Source organism: Hydrogenophaga sp. FG152 (genome assembly GCF_057809615.1).
Genome location: NZ_JBMDKH010000025.1, coordinates 34,483 through 49,772, shown reverse-complemented (window position 1 = coordinate 49,772; position 15,290 = coordinate 34,483). Strand labels below are relative to the sequence as shown.

Annotated in this window: 13 protein-coding genes; 2 read left to right on the top strand and 11 right to left on the bottom strand. The window is 67.6% G+C overall.

The features are described 5' to 3' along the window. Positions 1-64: 64 nt before the first annotated feature. From ACODTB_RS23665 to ACODTB_RS23650, 4 genes are all read right to left on the bottom strand, one after another. A complete protein-coding gene (locus ACODTB_RS23665; protein WP_291117719.1) occupies positions 65-1,375 on the bottom strand; it encodes a TRAP transporter large permease in 1,311 nt (436 codons plus the stop codon). After that, entirely contained in the window at positions 1,376-1,945 is a 570-nt protein-coding gene (locus ACODTB_RS23660) for a TRAP transporter small permease (protein WP_291117717.1), read from the bottom strand. It lies immediately after the preceding gene. 7 nt (positions 1,946-1,952) lie between these two features. Further along, positions 1,953-2,927 (bottom strand): TRAP transporter substrate-binding protein, encoded by a 975-nt coding sequence (locus ACODTB_RS23655; protein ID WP_291117714.1) that lies wholly within the window; start codon positions 2,925-2,927, stop codon positions 1,953-1,955. Positions 2,928-3,030: 103 nt separating this feature from the next. Further along, positions 3,031-3,153, bottom strand: a complete 123-nt coding sequence (locus ACODTB_RS23650) for a hypothetical protein (RefSeq protein ID WP_291117815.1) — start codon at positions 3,151-3,153, stop codon at positions 3,031-3,033. Between ACODTB_RS23650 and ACODTB_RS23645 the strand changes: the two genes are divergently transcribed. Then, entirely contained in the window at positions 3,104-3,643 is a 540-nt protein-coding gene (locus ACODTB_RS23645; RefSeq protein ID WP_291117711.1) for a winged helix DNA-binding protein, read from the top strand. The two genes, ACODTB_RS23650 and ACODTB_RS23645, sit on opposite strands and share 50 nt — an antisense overlap. 126 nt (positions 3,644-3,769) lie before the next feature. Further along, positions 3,770-7,354, top strand: a complete 3,585-nt coding sequence (locus ACODTB_RS23640; protein WP_488929812.1) for a hydantoinase B/oxoprolinase family protein — start codon at positions 3,770-3,772, stop codon at positions 7,352-7,354. A 100-nt stretch (positions 7,355-7,454) separates the two neighbouring features. Here the strand turns inward: ACODTB_RS23640 and lapB are convergent, their stop codons facing one another. The 7 genes from lapB to pheA all read right to left on the bottom strand — a co-directional run bounded on the left by lapB (position 7,455) and on the right by pheA (position 15,288). Continuing rightward, the gene (gene lapB, locus ACODTB_RS23635) at positions 7,455-8,600 is read right to left on the bottom strand and encodes a lipopolysaccharide assembly protein LapB (protein WP_291114843.1); all 1,146 of its coding nucleotides are present in this window, start codon (positions 8,598-8,600) and stop codon (positions 7,455-7,457) included. Beyond that, a complete protein-coding gene (locus ACODTB_RS23630) occupies positions 8,590-8,901 on the bottom strand; it encodes a LapA family protein (protein ID WP_291114841.1) in 312 nt (103 codons plus the stop codon). Before ACODTB_RS23630 ends, lapB begins: the two co-directional genes overlap by 11 nt. 44 nt (positions 8,902-8,945) lie before the next feature. Continuing rightward, positions 8,946-9,266, bottom strand: a complete 321-nt coding sequence (locus tag ACODTB_RS23625; protein ID WP_291114839.1) for an integration host factor subunit beta — start codon at positions 9,264-9,266, stop codon at positions 8,946-8,948. A gap of 92 nt (positions 9,267-9,358) precedes the next feature. Further along, on the bottom strand, positions 9,359-11,044 hold the full coding sequence (gene rpsA / locus ACODTB_RS23620) for a 30S ribosomal protein S1 (protein WP_291114836.1): 1,686 nt from the start codon (positions 11,042-11,044) through the stop codon (positions 9,359-9,361). A 181-nt stretch (positions 11,045-11,225) separates the two neighbouring features. Then, positions 11,226-13,277: a bifunctional 3-phosphoshikimate 1-carboxyvinyltransferase/cytidylate kinase gene (locus ACODTB_RS23615; RefSeq protein WP_488929811.1), complete on the bottom strand. Its 2,052-nt coding sequence runs from the start codon at positions 13,275-13,277 to the stop codon at positions 11,226-11,228. A 35-nt stretch (positions 13,278-13,312) separates the two neighbouring features. Then, complete coding sequence (locus ACODTB_RS23610) at positions 13,313-14,191, bottom strand: prephenate dehydrogenase (RefSeq protein WP_291114849.1); 879 nt, start codon at positions 14,189-14,191, stop codon at positions 13,313-13,315. Then, on the bottom strand, positions 14,191-15,288 hold the full coding sequence (gene pheA / locus ACODTB_RS23605; protein ID WP_291114832.1) for a prephenate dehydratase: 1,098 nt from the start codon (positions 15,286-15,288) through the stop codon (positions 14,191-14,193). The genes ACODTB_RS23610 and pheA overlap by 1 nt, the downstream gene beginning before the upstream one ends. Between the last annotated feature and the right edge of the window lie 2 nt (positions 15,289-15,290).

Sequence of the window (15,290 nt, the reverse complement as noted above, 5' to 3'; positions counted from 1 at the left end):
AGCAAACCGCCGCACGGTGGCGGCGGGAATGCGTCAGTGTAGAGGATGCGGGTTTCGGCCTCTGTTACAACTCTTTCCCCATGAAGAGGTCGGGCAGCACGGTGACGATGGAGGGGAAGACCGTGATGAGCGCGATGGCCAGGATCATGCAGGCGAAGAAAGGCAGCGTGACCCGCGCGATGCGGTTGCTGTCAATGCCGGTCATGTTCTGCAGCACGAAGAGGTTGAAGCCCACCGGTGGTGTGATCTCCGCGATCTCGATCAGCATGATGATGAAGATGCCGAACCACACGAGGTCGAAGCCGGCCTGTTGCACCATGGGCAGCACCACGGCGGCGGTGAGCACGATCATGCTGATGCCGTCGAGCGCGGCGCCGAGCACGAGGTAGACGATCACCAGCACGAAGATGAGGCCGTAGGGCGAGAGGTCCAGGCGCTCGACCAGCTCGGCAAGCTCGCGCGGGATGCCGGTGAAGGCCATGGTCTTGGTGAGGAAGGCCGCGCCCGCGAGGATGAACATGATCATGCAGCTCACCCGCGTGGCGCCGGTGAGGCCCTGCCAGAAGTTGCGCCAGGTGAGCGCCCGGCTGGCGGCGGCGATGGCGAGCGAGCCCACCACGCCGTAGGCCGCGCATTCGGTGGCGGTGGCAATGCCGGAGACCAGCACCCAGACGATGAAGACGATGAGCAGGCCGCAGGGAATGAGGCTGCCCGAGCGCCGCAGCTTCTCGGCGAAGGTGGTGGGGGCTTCGGCCGGCGGCACCTTGTCGGGGTTGCGCAGGCTCCACCAGATGATGTAGCCGGAGAACAGGCCCATCAGCAAGAAGCCCGGGAGGAAGCCGGCGAGGAAGAGGCGGATCACGCTGGCGTCGGCCGCCACGGCGTAGACCACCATGGTGATGGACGGCGGGATCAGGATGCCCAGGCCGCCGGCGGCGGCCAGCGAGCCGAGCGCGAGGTTGCGGTCGTAGCCGCGCTTGTCCAGCTCGGGCAGGGCGACCTTGGCGATGGTGGCGCAGGTGGCGGCAGAGGAGCCGGAGACCGAGCCGAAGATGCCGCAGCCCAGCACGGTGGTGTGCATCAAGCGGCCGGGCACGCGCGAGAGCCAGGGCGAGAGGCCGTCGAACATCTGTTCGGACAGGCGGGTGCGGTAGAGGATCTCGCCCATCCAGATGAACAGCGGCAGGGCCGCGAGTTCCCAGCTGGCGGTGGTTTCCCAGAACGCGGTGAAGAGGTTCTTGCCGGGCAGGGTGGTGGTGAAGAAGGCCTGGCCGACCCAACCCACGATGGCCAGCGTCATGGCGATCCAGACGCCGCCGCTGAGCATCAGCAACAGAATGAAGAGCAGCAGGGCCCCGATTTCAAGCAGGCCCATTCACAGCTCCTCGGAAAAATCACCGCGCGCGTGCCGCTCTTCGACACGCACCACATAACTCGGCCGGCCGCCGCGCAGCACGGTGACGCATTCGTCCAGCGCCGCGATGATCAGGATGGCCGTGCCTACCACCACGCTCATCTGCGGGATCCAGATCGGGATCGCGACCATGTTGTTCGCGATGTCGTTGAAGACATAGCTTTCGTAGGTGAACAGCGCGGCCCAATACCCGAGGTAGCTCACCATGGCGGTGGCCACCGCGAGGGCGAACACCTCCAGCCAGGGGCGCACGCGCGGGCTGGCCACTTCCAGCAGCAGCGTGACGCGCACGAAATCGCCATTGCGAAAGCTGTAGGCCATGCCCAGAAACGCGGCGGCGGCGCAGAGCCAGGCCACCACGTCGTTGACCCAGGACACGCGCCATTCGAGCAGGCGGCCCAGGGACGCCCAGACCATCAGCACGAGGATGCCCAGCACGCACAGGGCGGCCAGGCCGCCCCCCAGTGCGTACAGGCCGTCCAGCGCGCGCCTCACGGGGCCGCGCGCAGCGGCCGGTGCATCCAGCGTCATGGTGGGGTCAGCGCTTGTAGGTGTCGATCAGGGTCTTGCCTTCCGGGCCGGCCTTGTCCTGCCATTCCTTGAGCATGGTCTCGCCCACCTTCTGCAGGTCGGCTTTGAGCTGTGCCGACGGCGGCGCCACGGTCATGCCGCGTGCCTTGAGGGTGGCCAGGGTGTCGGTGTTGACCTTCTGCGATTCGGCCCAGCCGCGCGTTTCGGCGTCGGCGGCGGCCTTGAGCAGCGCGTCCTGCGAGGGTTTGTCGAGCGCGTCGAAGGCTTTCTTGTTGGCGAACACGGCGTTCTTGGGCAGCCAGGCCTGCACGTCGTAGTAGAACTTCAGGTGCTCGTAGAGCTTGCTGTCCACCCCGGTGGCGCCGGAGGTCATGTTGGTCTCGACGACGCCGGTGGCCAGGGCCTGAGAGAGTTCGGCGGCCTGCACGGTGACGGGCTGTGCACCCACCAGTTCGGCGATGCGCGCGGTGGCCGGGCTGTACGCGCGCCACTTGCTGCCCTTGAGGTCGGCCGCGCTGTTGATCGGCTGCTTGCTGTACAGGCCCTGCGGCGGCCAGGCCACGGCGTAGAGCAGCACCATGCCCTGCTCGGCGAATTTCTTCTCCAGCAGCGGCTTCTGCGCCTTGTAGAGCTTCATGGAGGCGTCGTAGCTGTCGGCCAGGAAAGGCAGGCCATCGGCGCCGAACAGTTGCCATTCGTTCTGGAAGTTGGCCATCAGGATCTCGCCGATCTGCGCCTGCCCGCCCTGCACCGCGCGCTTGATCTCGGGTGCCTTGAACAGCGAGGCGCCTGCGTGCACCGTGATCTTGAGTTTGCCGCCGGTGGCCTTGTCCACGTCGTTGGCGAAGGCCGTGAGGTTGACGGTGTGGAAGTTGGTGGCGGGGTAGGCCGCCGGCAGATCCCATTTGGTCTGGGCCAGGGCGGGGAGGCTCATGGCCACGGTGGCCGCGGCCACGGAAAGGCTGAACAGGCGACGTTTCATCTTGGGGCTCCAGGTGGGGGTGGGACACGGATCGAGCAGCGGTTGCGGCTCGGTGGACTCTATCGGCGAGTGGATGAAGTGTGATCGGTACTTTCCCTGAATGTCAATAAATCGTTGGCAAATCGTCAACATAAAGCCTAAACTCCGGCGCACCGAAACGACGCAGACTTTCCGCCATGGCCCGTTCCAAAGCAAGTGCCAAGCCAACGCCGCCGGCTTCGCCCATCGTGTCTTCCGCGCACCTGGTGTCGCCGCGCAGCGCGGAGATGAGCGAGTTCGAGTTCGGCCTGATCGTGGCCGGCAATGCCTTCCACCGCTGGGTGGTGCACTGCATGAGCGCCGCCGGGCTGAAGGACCTCACCGCGCTGGACGTGCTGGTGCTGCACCACGTCTCGCACCGCGCGCGCGACAAGCGCCTGGCCGACATCGCCTTCATCATGAACGTGGAGGACACGCACCTCGTCAACTACTCGCTCAAGAAGCTGCAGAGCCTGGGCATGGTGGAGTCGAGCAAGAACGGCAAGGACGTGACCTACGCGCCCACCGAGGCGGGCAAGGGGTACGTGACGCGCTACCGCGAGATCCGCGAGACCTGCCTGATCGATGCGCTCAAGGCGGACGACGCGCTCAACCACGACATCGGCCAGCTCGCGCGCCTGCTGCGCGTGCTCTCCGGCATCTACGACCAGGCCGCGCGCTCCGCTGCGTCATTGTGATTCACCCCCGCGCCGCGCCTTCGGCGCGTCACCCCCTCCAGGGGGCGGTGCCAGCGGCCTGGCGAAGCCAGTTCCGCGGCCCCCTTGACTCGGTGTCTGCGCTCTTCCGATTTTGGAGATTCAAGAATGTCTTCTTCCTCTGACCCTCGCTGGCAGTTCTGGATCGACCGGGGCGGCACCTTCACCGACATCGTGGCCAAGCGGCCCGACGGCACCCTGGTCACGCACAAGCTGCTCTCTGAAAACCCGGAGCAGTACCGCGACGCGGCGGTGGCCGGCATCCGCCACCTGCTCGGGCTCAAGGCCGGCGAGCCGGTGACGCCCGAGCAGGTCGAGTGCGTGAAGATGGGCACCACGGTGGCCACGAACGCCCTGCTGGAGCGCAAGGGCGAGCCGACGCTGCTGGTGACCACGCGCGGTTTCCGCGATGCGCTGCGCATCGCGTACCAGAACCGGCCGCGCCTGTTCGACCGCCGCATCGTGCTGCCCGAGCTGCTCTACGCCGAGGTGATCGAGGCGCAGGAGCGCATGGCCGCGCACGGCGAGGTGCTGCAGCCGCTGGACGAAGCTTCGTTGCGCACCGACCTGCAGGCGGCGTTTGCGCGCGGCTTGCGCAGCGTGGCCATCGTGTTCATGCACGGCTACCGCTTCACCGCGCACGAGGCGGCGGCAGAGCGGCTGGCGCGCGAGGCGGGCTTCACGCAGGTGAGCAGCTCACACGGCACCAGCCCCATGATGAAGTTCGTGAGCCGGGGGGACACCACGGTGGTCGATGCCTACCTCTCGCCCATCCTGCGCCGCTACGTGGAGCAGGTGGCCGCCGAGATGCCGGGCGTGAAGCTGTTCTTCATGCAGTCCTCGGGTGGCCTGACCGATGCCCACGCCTTCCAGGGCAAGGACGCGATCCTTTCCGGCCCGGCCGGTGGCATCGTGGGCATGGCCCGCACGGCGGGCCTGGCGGGCCACGGCAAGGTGATCGGCTTCGACATGGGCGGCACGTCCACCGACGTGTCGCACTACGCGGGCGAGTTCGAGCGCGAGTTCGAGACCCAGGTGGCGGGCGTGCGCATGCGCGCGCCGATGATGAGCATCCACACGGTGGCGGCGGGGGGGGGCTCCATCCTGGCGTTCGACGGTTCGCGCTTTCGCGTGGGCCCGCAGAGCGCGGGCGCCAACCCAGGCCCGGCGAGCTACCGGCGCGGCGGCCCGCTGGCGGTGACGGACGCCAACGTGATGACGGGCAAGATCCAGCCGGCGCACTTTCCCAAGGTGTTCGGCCCCCGGGCCGACGAGGCCTTGAGCCTGGACGCGGTGCAGGCGAAGTTCGCCGAGCTGGCGGCGCAGACCGGGCGGCCCGCCGAGGAGGTGGCCGAAGGCTTCATCCACATCGCGGTGCAGCAGATGGCCAACGCGATCAAGAAGATTTCGGTGGCGCGCGGCTACGACGTGACGCGCTACACCCTGCAGTGCTTCGGCGGCGCGGGCGGGCAGCACGCCTGCCTGGTGGCGGACGCGCTGGGCATGACGCGCGTGTTCGTGCACCCCCTGGCCGGTGTGCTCAGCGCGTACGGCATGGGGCTGGCCGATCAGAACGTGATCCGCGAGCAGGCGGTGGAGCTGCCGCTGGTGGCGGCGTCGCTGCCCACGATCGCGGACACGCTCGAAGCCCTGGCGGTGGCCGCTCGCGCCGAGCTGCAGCGCCAGCAGGTGAACGCGGGCGAATCCACCGTGCACCGGCGCGTGCATGTGCGCTACGAAGGCAGCGACTCGGCCCTGGTCGTTCCCTGCGGCGACATGGCCGAGATCGAGGCGGGTTTCGAAGCCGCCTACCGGCAGCGCTTTGCCTTTCTCATGCAGGGCAAGCGCCTCGTGGTGGAGGCGGTGTCGGTGGAGGCCGTGGTCGCGGGCGACGCGCCGCACGAGCCGCGCGCGGAAACGCACGAGCCGCGCGAGGTGCCGCGGCGCGAGACGGTGCGCATGTACTCGGGAGGTCAATGGCTGGACACCGCGCTGGTGGTGCGCGAGGACCTGCGCCCGGGCGACGTGATTCCCGGGCCCGCGATCATCGCGGAGAAGAACGCGACCACGGTGGTCGAACCGGGCTGGGAGGCGGTGCTCACGGCACTGGACCACCTGGTGCTGGACCGCCGCGTGCCGCGCACGGTGAGCTATGCCGTGGGCACCACGGTGGATCCGGTGCTGCTGGAGGTGTTCAACAACCTGTTCATGAACATCGCCGAGCAGATGGGGCTGCAGCTGCAGAACACCGCGTACTCGGTGAACATCAAGGAGCGCCTGGATTTCTCGTGCGCGCTGTTCGACGCGCAGGGCAATCTCATCGCCAATGCGCCGCACATGCCGGTGCACCTGGGTTCCATGGGCGAGAGCATCAAGACGGTGATCCGCGAGAACACTGGCAAGATGCAGCCGGGCGACGTGTACGTGCTCAACGACCCTTACCACGGGGGCACGCACCTGCCCGACGTGACGGTGATCACACCGGTCTACCTGGGCAGCCAGCCCACGTTCTACGTGGGGTCGCGCGGCCACCACGCCGACATCGGCGGCACCACGCCGGGCTCCATGCCGCCGTTCTCCACGCGCATCGAGGAAGAGGGCGTGCAGATCAACAACGTGAAGCTGGTGGACCGGGGCGTGCTGCGCGAGGCCGAGATGGTGGCCCTGCTGCAGAGCGGTGAATACCCTTCGCGCAACCCGCAGCAGAACATGGCCGACCTCAAGGCGCAGATCGCCGCCAACGAAAAAGGCGTGCAGGAGCTGCGCAAGATGGTCGAGCAGTTCGGCCTGGACGTGGTGCAGGCCTACATGCGCCATGTGCAGGACAACGCGGAGGAGTCGGTGCGCCGTGTGATCACGCGCCTGAAGGACGGGCAATACACCCTGCCGCTGGACAACGGCGCGCAGATCCAGGTGAGCGTTCGGGTGAACGCGGCCGAGCGCAGTGCCGAGATCGACTTCACCGGCACCTCGCCGCAGCAGCTCAACAACTTCAACGCGCCCACGGCGGTGTGCATGGCGGCGGTGCTGTACGTGTTCCGCTCGCTGGTGGACGACGACATCCCGCTCAACGCGGGCTGCCTCAAGCCGCTCAAGGTCGTCATCCCGTCCGGTTCCATGCTCAACCCCAACCCGCCGGCCTCGGTGGTGGCGGGCAACGTGGAGACCTCCAGTTGCATCACCAACGCGCTGTACGGTGCGCTGGGCGTGATGGCGGCCAGCCAGTGCACGATGAACAACTTCACCTTCGGCAACGCGGCGCACCAGTACTACGAGACGATCTCGGGGGGCAGCGGCGCGGGCGACGGCTTTGATGGCACGAGCGTGGTGCAGACCCACATGACCAACTCGCGCCTGACCGACCCCGAGGTGCTGGAGTTCCGTTTCCCGGTGCGGCTGGAAAGCTACGAGATCCGGGCTGGTTCAGGCGGGGCGGGGCGGTGGCACGGCGGTGACGGCGGCGTGCGCCGCGTGCGCTTCCTGGAGCCCATGACCGCCAGCATCCTGTCCAACGGCCGCGTGCATCCCGCCTTCGGCATGGCCGGCGGCGAGCCTGGGCAGCTTGGCATCAACCGCGTGGTGCGGGTGGACGGCTGCACCGAGGACCTGGCCCACATCGGGCAGGCCGAGATGCAGGCAGGCGATGTCTTCGAGATTCACACGCCGGGCGGCGGTGGGTACGGCAAGGCGTAGCGAGCGAAGTGCCTTTTCCAGAACACCGCGGAACTGGCTTTGCCAGGCCGCAGGTGTTGCCCCCTGGGGGGTGACGCGCCGCAGGCGCGGCGCGGGGGGGTCACAACTCCTCGACGCGCCGGGCCGGGTAGCTGTCCCAGGCCTGGCAGCCCGGGCACTGCCAGAAATGCTGGCGCGCCTCGAAGCCGCAAGCCGCGCAGCGGTAGCGGCGCAGCGGCGCGCTGGCGTGTTCCAGCGCCTTCTGCACGCTGGCCTTCGCGGTGGGGCTGGAGAGCGTTTCGCCCGCCATCCACTGGGTGGTGATGACCAGCGAGGGTTCGCGCTCGAGGTGGCTGAGGTAGTGGCCACGCACAGCCTCGGTGCCGCTGCTCAGGCTGGCCAGGGCTTCGGTGACGTCGATCGCCGGTGCGCGCTCGTGGCTGGCCTGCAGCAGCTTCATGGCTTCGGCCTCGCGGCCGGTCTGCCGGGCCAGATCGGCCAGGGCACGGGCCGCCAGCGGCAGGCTTTGTGGCGCGTGCTGGTTCATGCGCACCAGGGCGTCGAACGCGCCTGAGGCGTCGCCGGTGTGCGCCTTCAGGGCCGACAGCGCCATCCAGCCGCGCGCCAGCTGCGGGGCGCGTTGCACGGCCTCGTTCAGCAGCTGCAGGGCCTTGGCGCCGTCGCCCCCACGCTGAGCAAGGTCGGCCTCTTCGCACAGGTAGTGCGCCAGCCGCGTGGCGAAACTGCCCTGTTCGGCGTCTTCGAGGCGCTGGGCGATCCGCTTGGCCTGGGGCCAGTCGCGCGAGCGTTCGTAGATGCCCAGCAGCGCCAGCAAGGCCTCGCCCTCGAACGCCGAGCCTTCGAGCTTGTGCAAGGCGGCTTCGGCGCGGTCCAGCAGGCCGGCCTTGAGGAAGTCGAGCGCCAGCGCGTGCTGGGCGCGGTCGCGGTCCTTGCGGTCGATGTCGGCGCGCGAGAGCAGGTGCTCGTGCACGCGCACGGCGCGGTCGTAGTCGCCGCGGCGGCGGAACAGGTTGCCCAGGGCGAAGTGCAGTTCGGCGGTGTCGGGGTCGCCCTGCACCGCTTCGATGAAGGCGTCGATGGCCTGGTCCTGCTGTTCGTTGAGCAGGTGGTTGAGGCCGCGGAAGTAGGCTTTGGGCGCCTGGCGGCCTTCCATGCGCCACTGGCGCAGGTCGAAGCGCGACGCTGCCCAGCCCAGCGCGAACGCCAGCGGCAGGCCCCAGAGCAGCCAGGTGAAATCAAAGTCCATGCCGGCGGTCGATCGGGTCGGGAGGGAGCAGGGTGGTGTCGCCGTCAAAGGCGGTGCTGTGCAGTGCCGAGGCCGACGCGTGCTGGCGGCGGGTGCGCCGGGCGCGCAGCCACAGCGGCAGCATCACGGCCACGCCGAGGAACACCCCGATCACCAGCGCCACCAGGATCACCAGCACCAGGGGGGCCTGCCAGCTCGCACCGAAGAACAGGTGCAGCGTCACGCTGTCCTGGTTGTTGAGCGCGAAGGCGAACAGCACAAAAAAAATGGCTGCATTGAGCAGCCACATCAGGTATTTCACGTCGTCCCCTTTGTGGTGGGGCGATTGTAGCGAGCAGCCCTGTGTCAGGCCCGCTTCTGGGTTTCGCGGCCCAGAATCTCGGCGGTCTTCTTGTCCACCTCTTCGCGCAGGGCCTTGCCCGGCTTGAAGTGCGGCACCCGTTTCTCGGGAATCATCACGCTCTCACCGGAGCGCGGGTTGCGCCCGATGCGAGGTGAACGCCGGTTGACGGAGAAGCTGCCAAAACCCCGGATCTCGATGCGATGGCCCTTCACCAAGGCTTCGCCCATGGCGTCCAGGATCGCCTTGACGGCGAACTCGGCATCGCGGTGGGTGAGTTGGCCGAAACGGCTGGCCAGAGCTTCAACGAGGTCGCTTCGGGTCATGTCGAATGGAGTGGGGGCGTTGAGGGGACAGCGCCGGGCAAGTGGCCGCCCTTGCGGGCGGGGGGCTCACCCGGCGCCGAACCGGTTTCGCTTCAGTTCTGGTTGTTGTCCAGCTTGGCGCGCAGCAGGGCGCCCAGGCTGGTCGTGCCGGCGTTTTCGCGGGAAGACTGCTGGCTCAGGTTGGCCATGGCTTCCTGCTGATCGGCGGCGTCCTTGGCCTTGATCGACAGCTGGATGTTGCGGGTCTTGCGATCCACGTTCACCACCACGGCGTTGACTTCGTCGCCTTCCTTGAGCACGTTGCGCGCATCTTCCACGCGGTCACGGCTGATTTCGCTGGCGCGCAGGTAACCCAGCACGTCTTCGCCCAGATCGATCTCGGCACCCTTGGCATCCACGGTCTTGACCTTGCCGGTCACGATGGAGCCCTTGTCGTTCACCGACACGAAGGTGGTGAACGGGTCGCCGTCGAGCTGCTTGATGCCCAGGGAGATGCGCTCGCGCTCCACGTCGATGGCCAGCACGATCGCTTCGACTTCCTGGCCCTTCTTGTAGTTGCGCACGGCGGCTTCGCCGGGCTCGTTCCAGGACAGGTCGGACAGGTGCACCAGGCCGTCGATGCCGGCGGCCAGGCCGACGAACACGCCGAAGTCGGTGATCGACTTGATCGGACCCTTGACGCGGTCACCGCGCTTGGTCTGTTCGGCGAACTCGTGCCAGGGGTTGGCGCGGCACTGCTTCATGCCCAGCGAGATGCGGCGCTTGTCTTCGTCGATGTCGAGCACCATGACTTCGACTTCGTCGCCCAGCGACACCAGCTTGGACGGGGCCACGTTCTTGTTGGTCCAGTCCATTTCGGAGACGTGCACCAGGCCTTCGATGCCAGGCTCGAGTTCCACGAACGCGCCGTAGTCGGCGATGTTGGTGATCTTGCCGAACATGCGGGTGCCTTGCGGGTAGCGGCGCGAAACGCCCATCCACGGGTCGTCGCCCATCTGCTTGAGGCCCAGCGAGACGCGGTGCTTCTCGGTGTCGAACTTGAGGATCTTGGCGGTGATTTCCTGACCAGCCGTGACCACTTCGCTCGGATGGCGCACGCGGCGCCATGCCATGTCGGTGATGTGCAGCAGGCCGTCGATGCCGCCGAGGTCCACGAACGCACCGTACTCGGTGATGTTCTTGACCACGCCGTGCACGATGGCGCCTTCCTTCAGGGTGTCCATCAGCTTGGCGCGCTCTTCGCCCATGGAGGCTTCCACCACGGCGCGGCGGCTCAGCACCACGTTGTTGCGCTTGCGGTCGAGCTTGATGACCTTGAATTCCAGGGTCTTGTTTTCGTACGGGGTCAGGTCCTTGGTCGGACGGCTGTCGACCAGCGAGCCCGGCAGGAAGGCGCTGATGCCGTTGACCATGACCTTGAGGCCGCCCTTGACCTTGCTGGAGGTCGTGCCGGTGACGAATTCGCCGGATTCGAGCGCTTTTTCCAGCGACATCCAGGAAGCCAGGCGCTTGGCCTTGTCGCGCGAGAGCAGGGTGTCGCCGAAGCCGTTTTCCACGGAGTCGATGGCGACGGAGACGAAGTCACCGACCTGCACTTCGAGTTCGCCCTGGTCGTTCTTGAATTCGGCCAGAGGCACGTAGGCTTCCGACTTCAGGCCAGCGTTGACCACCACGTGGTTGTGCTCGATGCGCACGACCTCGGCGGTGATGACTTCGCCCGAGCGCATTTCGGCGCGTTTCAGGGACTCTTCAAACAGGGCGGCAAAAGATTCAGACATTGAATTTCCTAAACCACTCAGCGTCGGTGCAACAACCACGGGAAATGCGGCTGGAACGGATGCGACGTGTGGGCGGCGTTGACGTTGCGGTGCGTGACACCGCGGGGTTAAGTGAAAAGAACCTTTCGGCCTGCGGGCAGGGAACGCCCGGCTGTGCCGTCAGGGCCATCAAGAAGCGCGCTCAGTTGCCCGAGAACGCCGTTTTGCCTTGCCACCAGGTCAACACCTGCTGCACCGATTGCTCGATGTCCATGCCGGAGTTGTCCAGTTCCAAGGCGTCTTCGGCGGGCTTGAGAGGGGCGTGTGCGCGGGAGGTGTCCCTCAGATCACGCGCTTTCAGGTCTGCCAAAAGACTGTCGATGTTAGCAGCAATTCCCTTTGAAATCAACTGCTTATGGCGCCGCGCGGCGCGCTGCTCGGCGCTGGCGGTGAGGAACACCTTCAGCTGAGCGTCCGGGAAGATCACCGTGCCCATGTCGCGGCCATCGGCCACCAGGCCGGGCAGCTGGCGAAAGGCGTGCTGCAGGCCCAGCAGGGCCTCCCGCACGGCGGGCACGGACGAGACCCGGGAAGCCGCCATGCCAGCGGTTTCGCTGCGCAGGTCCTCGGTCACGTCCTGGCCCTCGAACAGGGTGCGCAGGCCTTCGAAGCGCACCTGCAGGCCGGCGGCGAGCTCGCCCAGGCGGCGCGCGTGTTCGGGATCCTTCAGGTCGGGCTCGGCAGTGGACAGGCCGGCTCTTTCCGCCGCCAGCCCGACCAGGCGGTACAACACCCCCGAATCCAGCAGGTGGTACCCAAGCTGTTCGGCCACCTCGGCCGAGAGGGTGCCCTTGCCGGAGGCGGTTGGGCCATCCACGCAGATCACCGGGATGTGCTCCCTGGGCGTGGTGCAGACCTGGAACAGGGTTTCGAAGTAGTCCGGGAAGGTCTTGGCGACGCACTTGGGGTCTTCGATGCGCACCGGCAGCTTCGCCGGGTTGAACGCGGCGAGCGAAAAACACATGGCGACGCGGTGGTCGTCGTAGGTGTGGATCGACGCCGCTCGCCAGTCTTGCGGGCGGGCGGGCGGCGTGATGCGGATGAAATCCTCGCCTTCCTCCACCGTCGCACCGAGTTTGCGGCACTCCTTGGCCATGGCGGCGATGCGGTCGGTTTCCTTGACGCGCCAGCTGGCGATGTTGCGCAGCGTGGTGGTGCCGTCGGCGTACAGGGCCATGGCCGCCAGCGTCATGGCGGCATCGGGGATGTGGTTGCAGTCCAGGTCCACGGCCTTGAGTGGCCAGGCCCCGCGCTGGATGTGCAGGCGGTTGGCTTCGCCCGAGACCTTGGCGCCCATGAGGCGGGCGGCTTCGACGAAGCGGATGTCGCCCTGGATGGACGACAGGCCGACGCCCTCGATGGTGATGCCGTCGGTGCCAGGCGTGGCGGGTGCGAGGGCACCCAGGGCGATGAAATAGCTGGCGGAAGAGGCATCGCCTTCGACCGCGATGCGGCCGGGCGACTGGTAGCGGCTGCCGGCGGGGATGGTGAAGCGCTGCCAGCCGTCGCGCCGCACGACCACGCCGAAGCGCTCCAGCAGGTTGAGCGTGATCTCGATGTAGGGCCGCGAGATGAGTTCACCCACCACGTCGATGGCGATGTCGCGCTCCTGCGCCACCAGGGGCAGGGCGAGCAGCAGGGCGGTGAGGAATTGGCTGGACACGTCGCCACGCACGCGGATGGGCTGGTCCAGCCGCAGGGCGTGGGTCTGACCGTCGCCGAGCTTCAGGGGGGGGTAGCCTTCGTTGGCGAGGCAGGCCACGGGGCAGCCGAGCTGCCGCAACGCATCGACCAGGTCGCCGATGGGGCGCTCGTGCATGCGCGGGACGCCGCCGAGTTCGAAGATACCGCCATGGCGGGTGGCCAGCAGGGCCAGCGAGGCGGTGAGGGGCCGCATCGCGGTGCCGGCGTTGCCCAGGAACAATTTGGTCTGGGGCACGGGCAGGGCGCCGCCCAGGCCATGCACGCGCAGGGCGCCGTCGGGCTGCGATTCGATGCGGCAGCCCAGCGCGGCCAGGGCCTTGAGCATCACCTGCGTGTCGTCGGAGTCGAGCAGGTCGGCGATGTCGGTGTGCCCCACGCTGAGCGCGGCGAGCAGCAGCACGCGGTTGGAAATGCTCTTGGAGCCGGGCAGGCGCACGGTGCCGCCGGCGCTCGCCAGCGGCGGGATGTCGAGGTGGGAAATGGCAAACATGCGCGAAGGTGAGGAAGCGTCGCCCGGGGCGCCGCTCAGCTGCGGGGCTTGACGGCGGTCATGCGCCAGCGCGCGCGCGCGCTGCTGGCCTGTTCGATCAAGGCTTCGAGGGCGTCGGGGTTGCCGGCATTGATGGCGGTCTCCAGGGCGTGCAGCGCGCGCTGGAAATGGCGCGACTGTGCCAGCAACTCTTCGCGGTTGGACATGAGTACGTCGCGCCACATCGCCGGGTCGCTGGCCGCGATGCGGCTGAAGTCGCGAAAGCCCGGGCCGGCCAGCGAGAGGAAATCCGGCCCATCCGACTGGCCCTGGATGGCGTTCATCAAGGCGAACGCCACCATGTGCGGAAGGTGGCTGACGGCGGCATAGGCCGCATCGTGCGCTTCCGGCGACATCTGCTTGACGTGGCAACCGAGCGCGGTCCAGAGCTGGCTGGCCTTCTCGAGCTGGGCGGTCAGGGTGCGTTCGATCGGGGTGAGGATGACCTGGCGGCCGTGGTACAGGTCCGCGTCGGCGTGTTCGACACCCGCGACTTCCTTGCCGGCGATCGGGTGCGCGGGAACGAAGACACCGACCTGGTCCTTCAGCACACGGCGCGCGGCGTCGATCACCTCGCGCTTGGTCGAGCCCACGTCCATGATCAACACGTTGCCGCGCACCAGGTGGCGGATGGCTTTGAAGGTGGCTTCGGTGGCCGAGACCGGCACCGCGAGCAGCACGAGATCGGCGCCCGAGACCGCCAGCAGCGCCGACGGGGCCTCGACGTCGATCACGCCCAGCTGGCGCGCGCGTTCGGTGGTGGAGGGCGACTTGCTGTAGCCCACGACGCGCTTGACCAGCCCGGCGCGCTTGAGCGCCAGCGCGAAGGAGCCGCCCATCATGCCGCAGCCGATCAGTCCCAGTTGTTCAAACATCATTCGCTCACCGGGTATGCGCCCAGCACCTTGTAGAAGGCGCAGAGACCTTTGAGTTCCTCCAGCGCGGCGGCCACGTGCGGCTGCGACGGGTGGCCCGCGATGTCGATGTAGAAGTAGTACTCCCACTGGCCCGACTTGGCCGGGCGCGACTCGAAGCGCGTCATGGACACGCCGTTGTTCTTCAGCGGCACCAGCAGGTCGTGCACGGCACCAGGGCGGTTGGGTACCGACACCACCAGGCTGGTGCAATCGCGTCCCGAAGCAGGCGGCATGGCCAGGGTCTGCGGCAGCGAGATCACGGCAAAGCGAGTGCGGTTGTAGGCCTCGTCCTGAATGGCGTGCGCCACGATGTGCAGCCCGAACTGGGCGGCGGCGCGCTCGCTGGCCAGGCCGGCCCAGGCCGGATTCTCCGCCGCCAGCCGCGCGCCTTCGGCGTTGCTGGAGACCGCGCGGCGTTCGGCGTTCGGCAGGTGTTGCGTGAGCCAGTTCTGGCACTGGGCCAGGGCCTGCGGGTGGGCCATGACGACTTCGATGCCATCCAGGTGATTGACCTGGCGCAGCAGGTTGTGGCGGATCAGCAGGCTGACTTCGCCCACCACGTGCACGGGCGAGCGCAGGAACAGGTCCAGCGAACGCGCCACCACGCCTTCGGTGGAGTTCTCCATGCCCACGACGCCGAACTGCGCCGTGCCGGCCGCGGTGGCGTGGAACACCTCGTCGAAGTTGGCGCAGTAGATCAGGTTGGCCGCGCCACCGAAGAATTCGATCGCCGCCTGTTCGCAGAAGGTGCCCTGCGGACCGAGCACGGCCACGCGCTGCGGCGCCTCCAGCGCCAGGCAGGCGGACATGATCTCGCGCCAGATCGAGGCCACGTGCTGGTTCAGCAACGGTCCCTGGTTGGCGCCCTGGATCTTCTCGATGACTTGCGCGACGCGGTCCGGCCGGAAAAAGGGCGAGCCCTCCGCGCGCTTGATGTCGCCGACCTGTTCGGCCACGCGAGCGCGTTGGTTGAGCAGGGCCAGCAACTGCTGGTCCAGCGCATCGATCTGCACGCGCAGGGTACCCAGGGCTTCGGACTGTGAGGGGAGGGTCATCG

Excerpts from the sequence above, each read along its gene's own strand:
- ACODTB_RS23645 (WP_291117711.1), top strand. The coding sequence starts at position 3,104 with ATGGCCCGTTCCAAAGCAAGTGCCAAGCCAACGCCGCCGGCTTCGCCC.
- ACODTB_RS23640 (WP_488929812.1), top strand. The coding sequence starts at position 3,770 with ATGTCTTCTTCCTCTGACCCTCGCTGGCAGTTCTGGATCGACCGGGGC.
- lapB (WP_291114843.1), bottom strand. The coding sequence starts at position 8,600 with ATGGACTTTGATTTCACCTGGCTGCTCTGGGGCCTGCCGCTGGCGTTC.
- rpsA (WP_291114836.1), bottom strand. The coding sequence starts at position 11,044 with ATGTCTGAATCTTTTGCCGCCCTGTTTGAAGAGTCCCTGAAACGCGCC.
- ACODTB_RS23625 (WP_291114839.1), bottom strand. The coding sequence starts at position 9,266 with ATGACCCGAAGCGACCTCGTTGAAGCTCTGGCCAGCCGTTTCGGCCAA.
- ACODTB_RS23615 (WP_488929811.1), bottom strand. The coding sequence starts at position 13,277 with ATGTTTGCCATTTCCCACCTCGACATCCCGCCGCTGGCGAGCGCCGGC.
- pheA (WP_291114832.1), bottom strand. The coding sequence starts at position 15,288 with ATGACCCTCCCCTCACAGTCCGAAGCCCTGGGTACCCTGCGCGTGCAG.
- ACODTB_RS23660 (WP_291117717.1), bottom strand. The coding sequence starts at position 1,945 with ATGACGCTGGATGCACCGGCCGCTGCGCGCGGCCCCGTGAGGCGCGCG.
- ACODTB_RS23665 (WP_291117719.1), bottom strand. The coding sequence starts at position 1,375 with ATGGGCCTGCTTGAAATCGGGGCCCTGCTGCTCTTCATTCTGTTGCTG.
- ACODTB_RS23650 (WP_291117815.1), bottom strand. The coding sequence starts at position 3,153 with ATGGGCGAAGCCGGCGGCGTTGGCTTGGCACTTGCTTTGGAACGGGCC.
- ACODTB_RS23610 (WP_291114849.1), bottom strand. The coding sequence starts at position 14,191 with ATGTTTGAACAACTGGGACTGATCGGCTGCGGCATGATGGGCGGCTCC.
- ACODTB_RS23655 (WP_291117714.1), bottom strand. The coding sequence starts at position 2,927 with ATGAAACGTCGCCTGTTCAGCCTTTCCGTGGCCGCGGCCACCGTGGCC.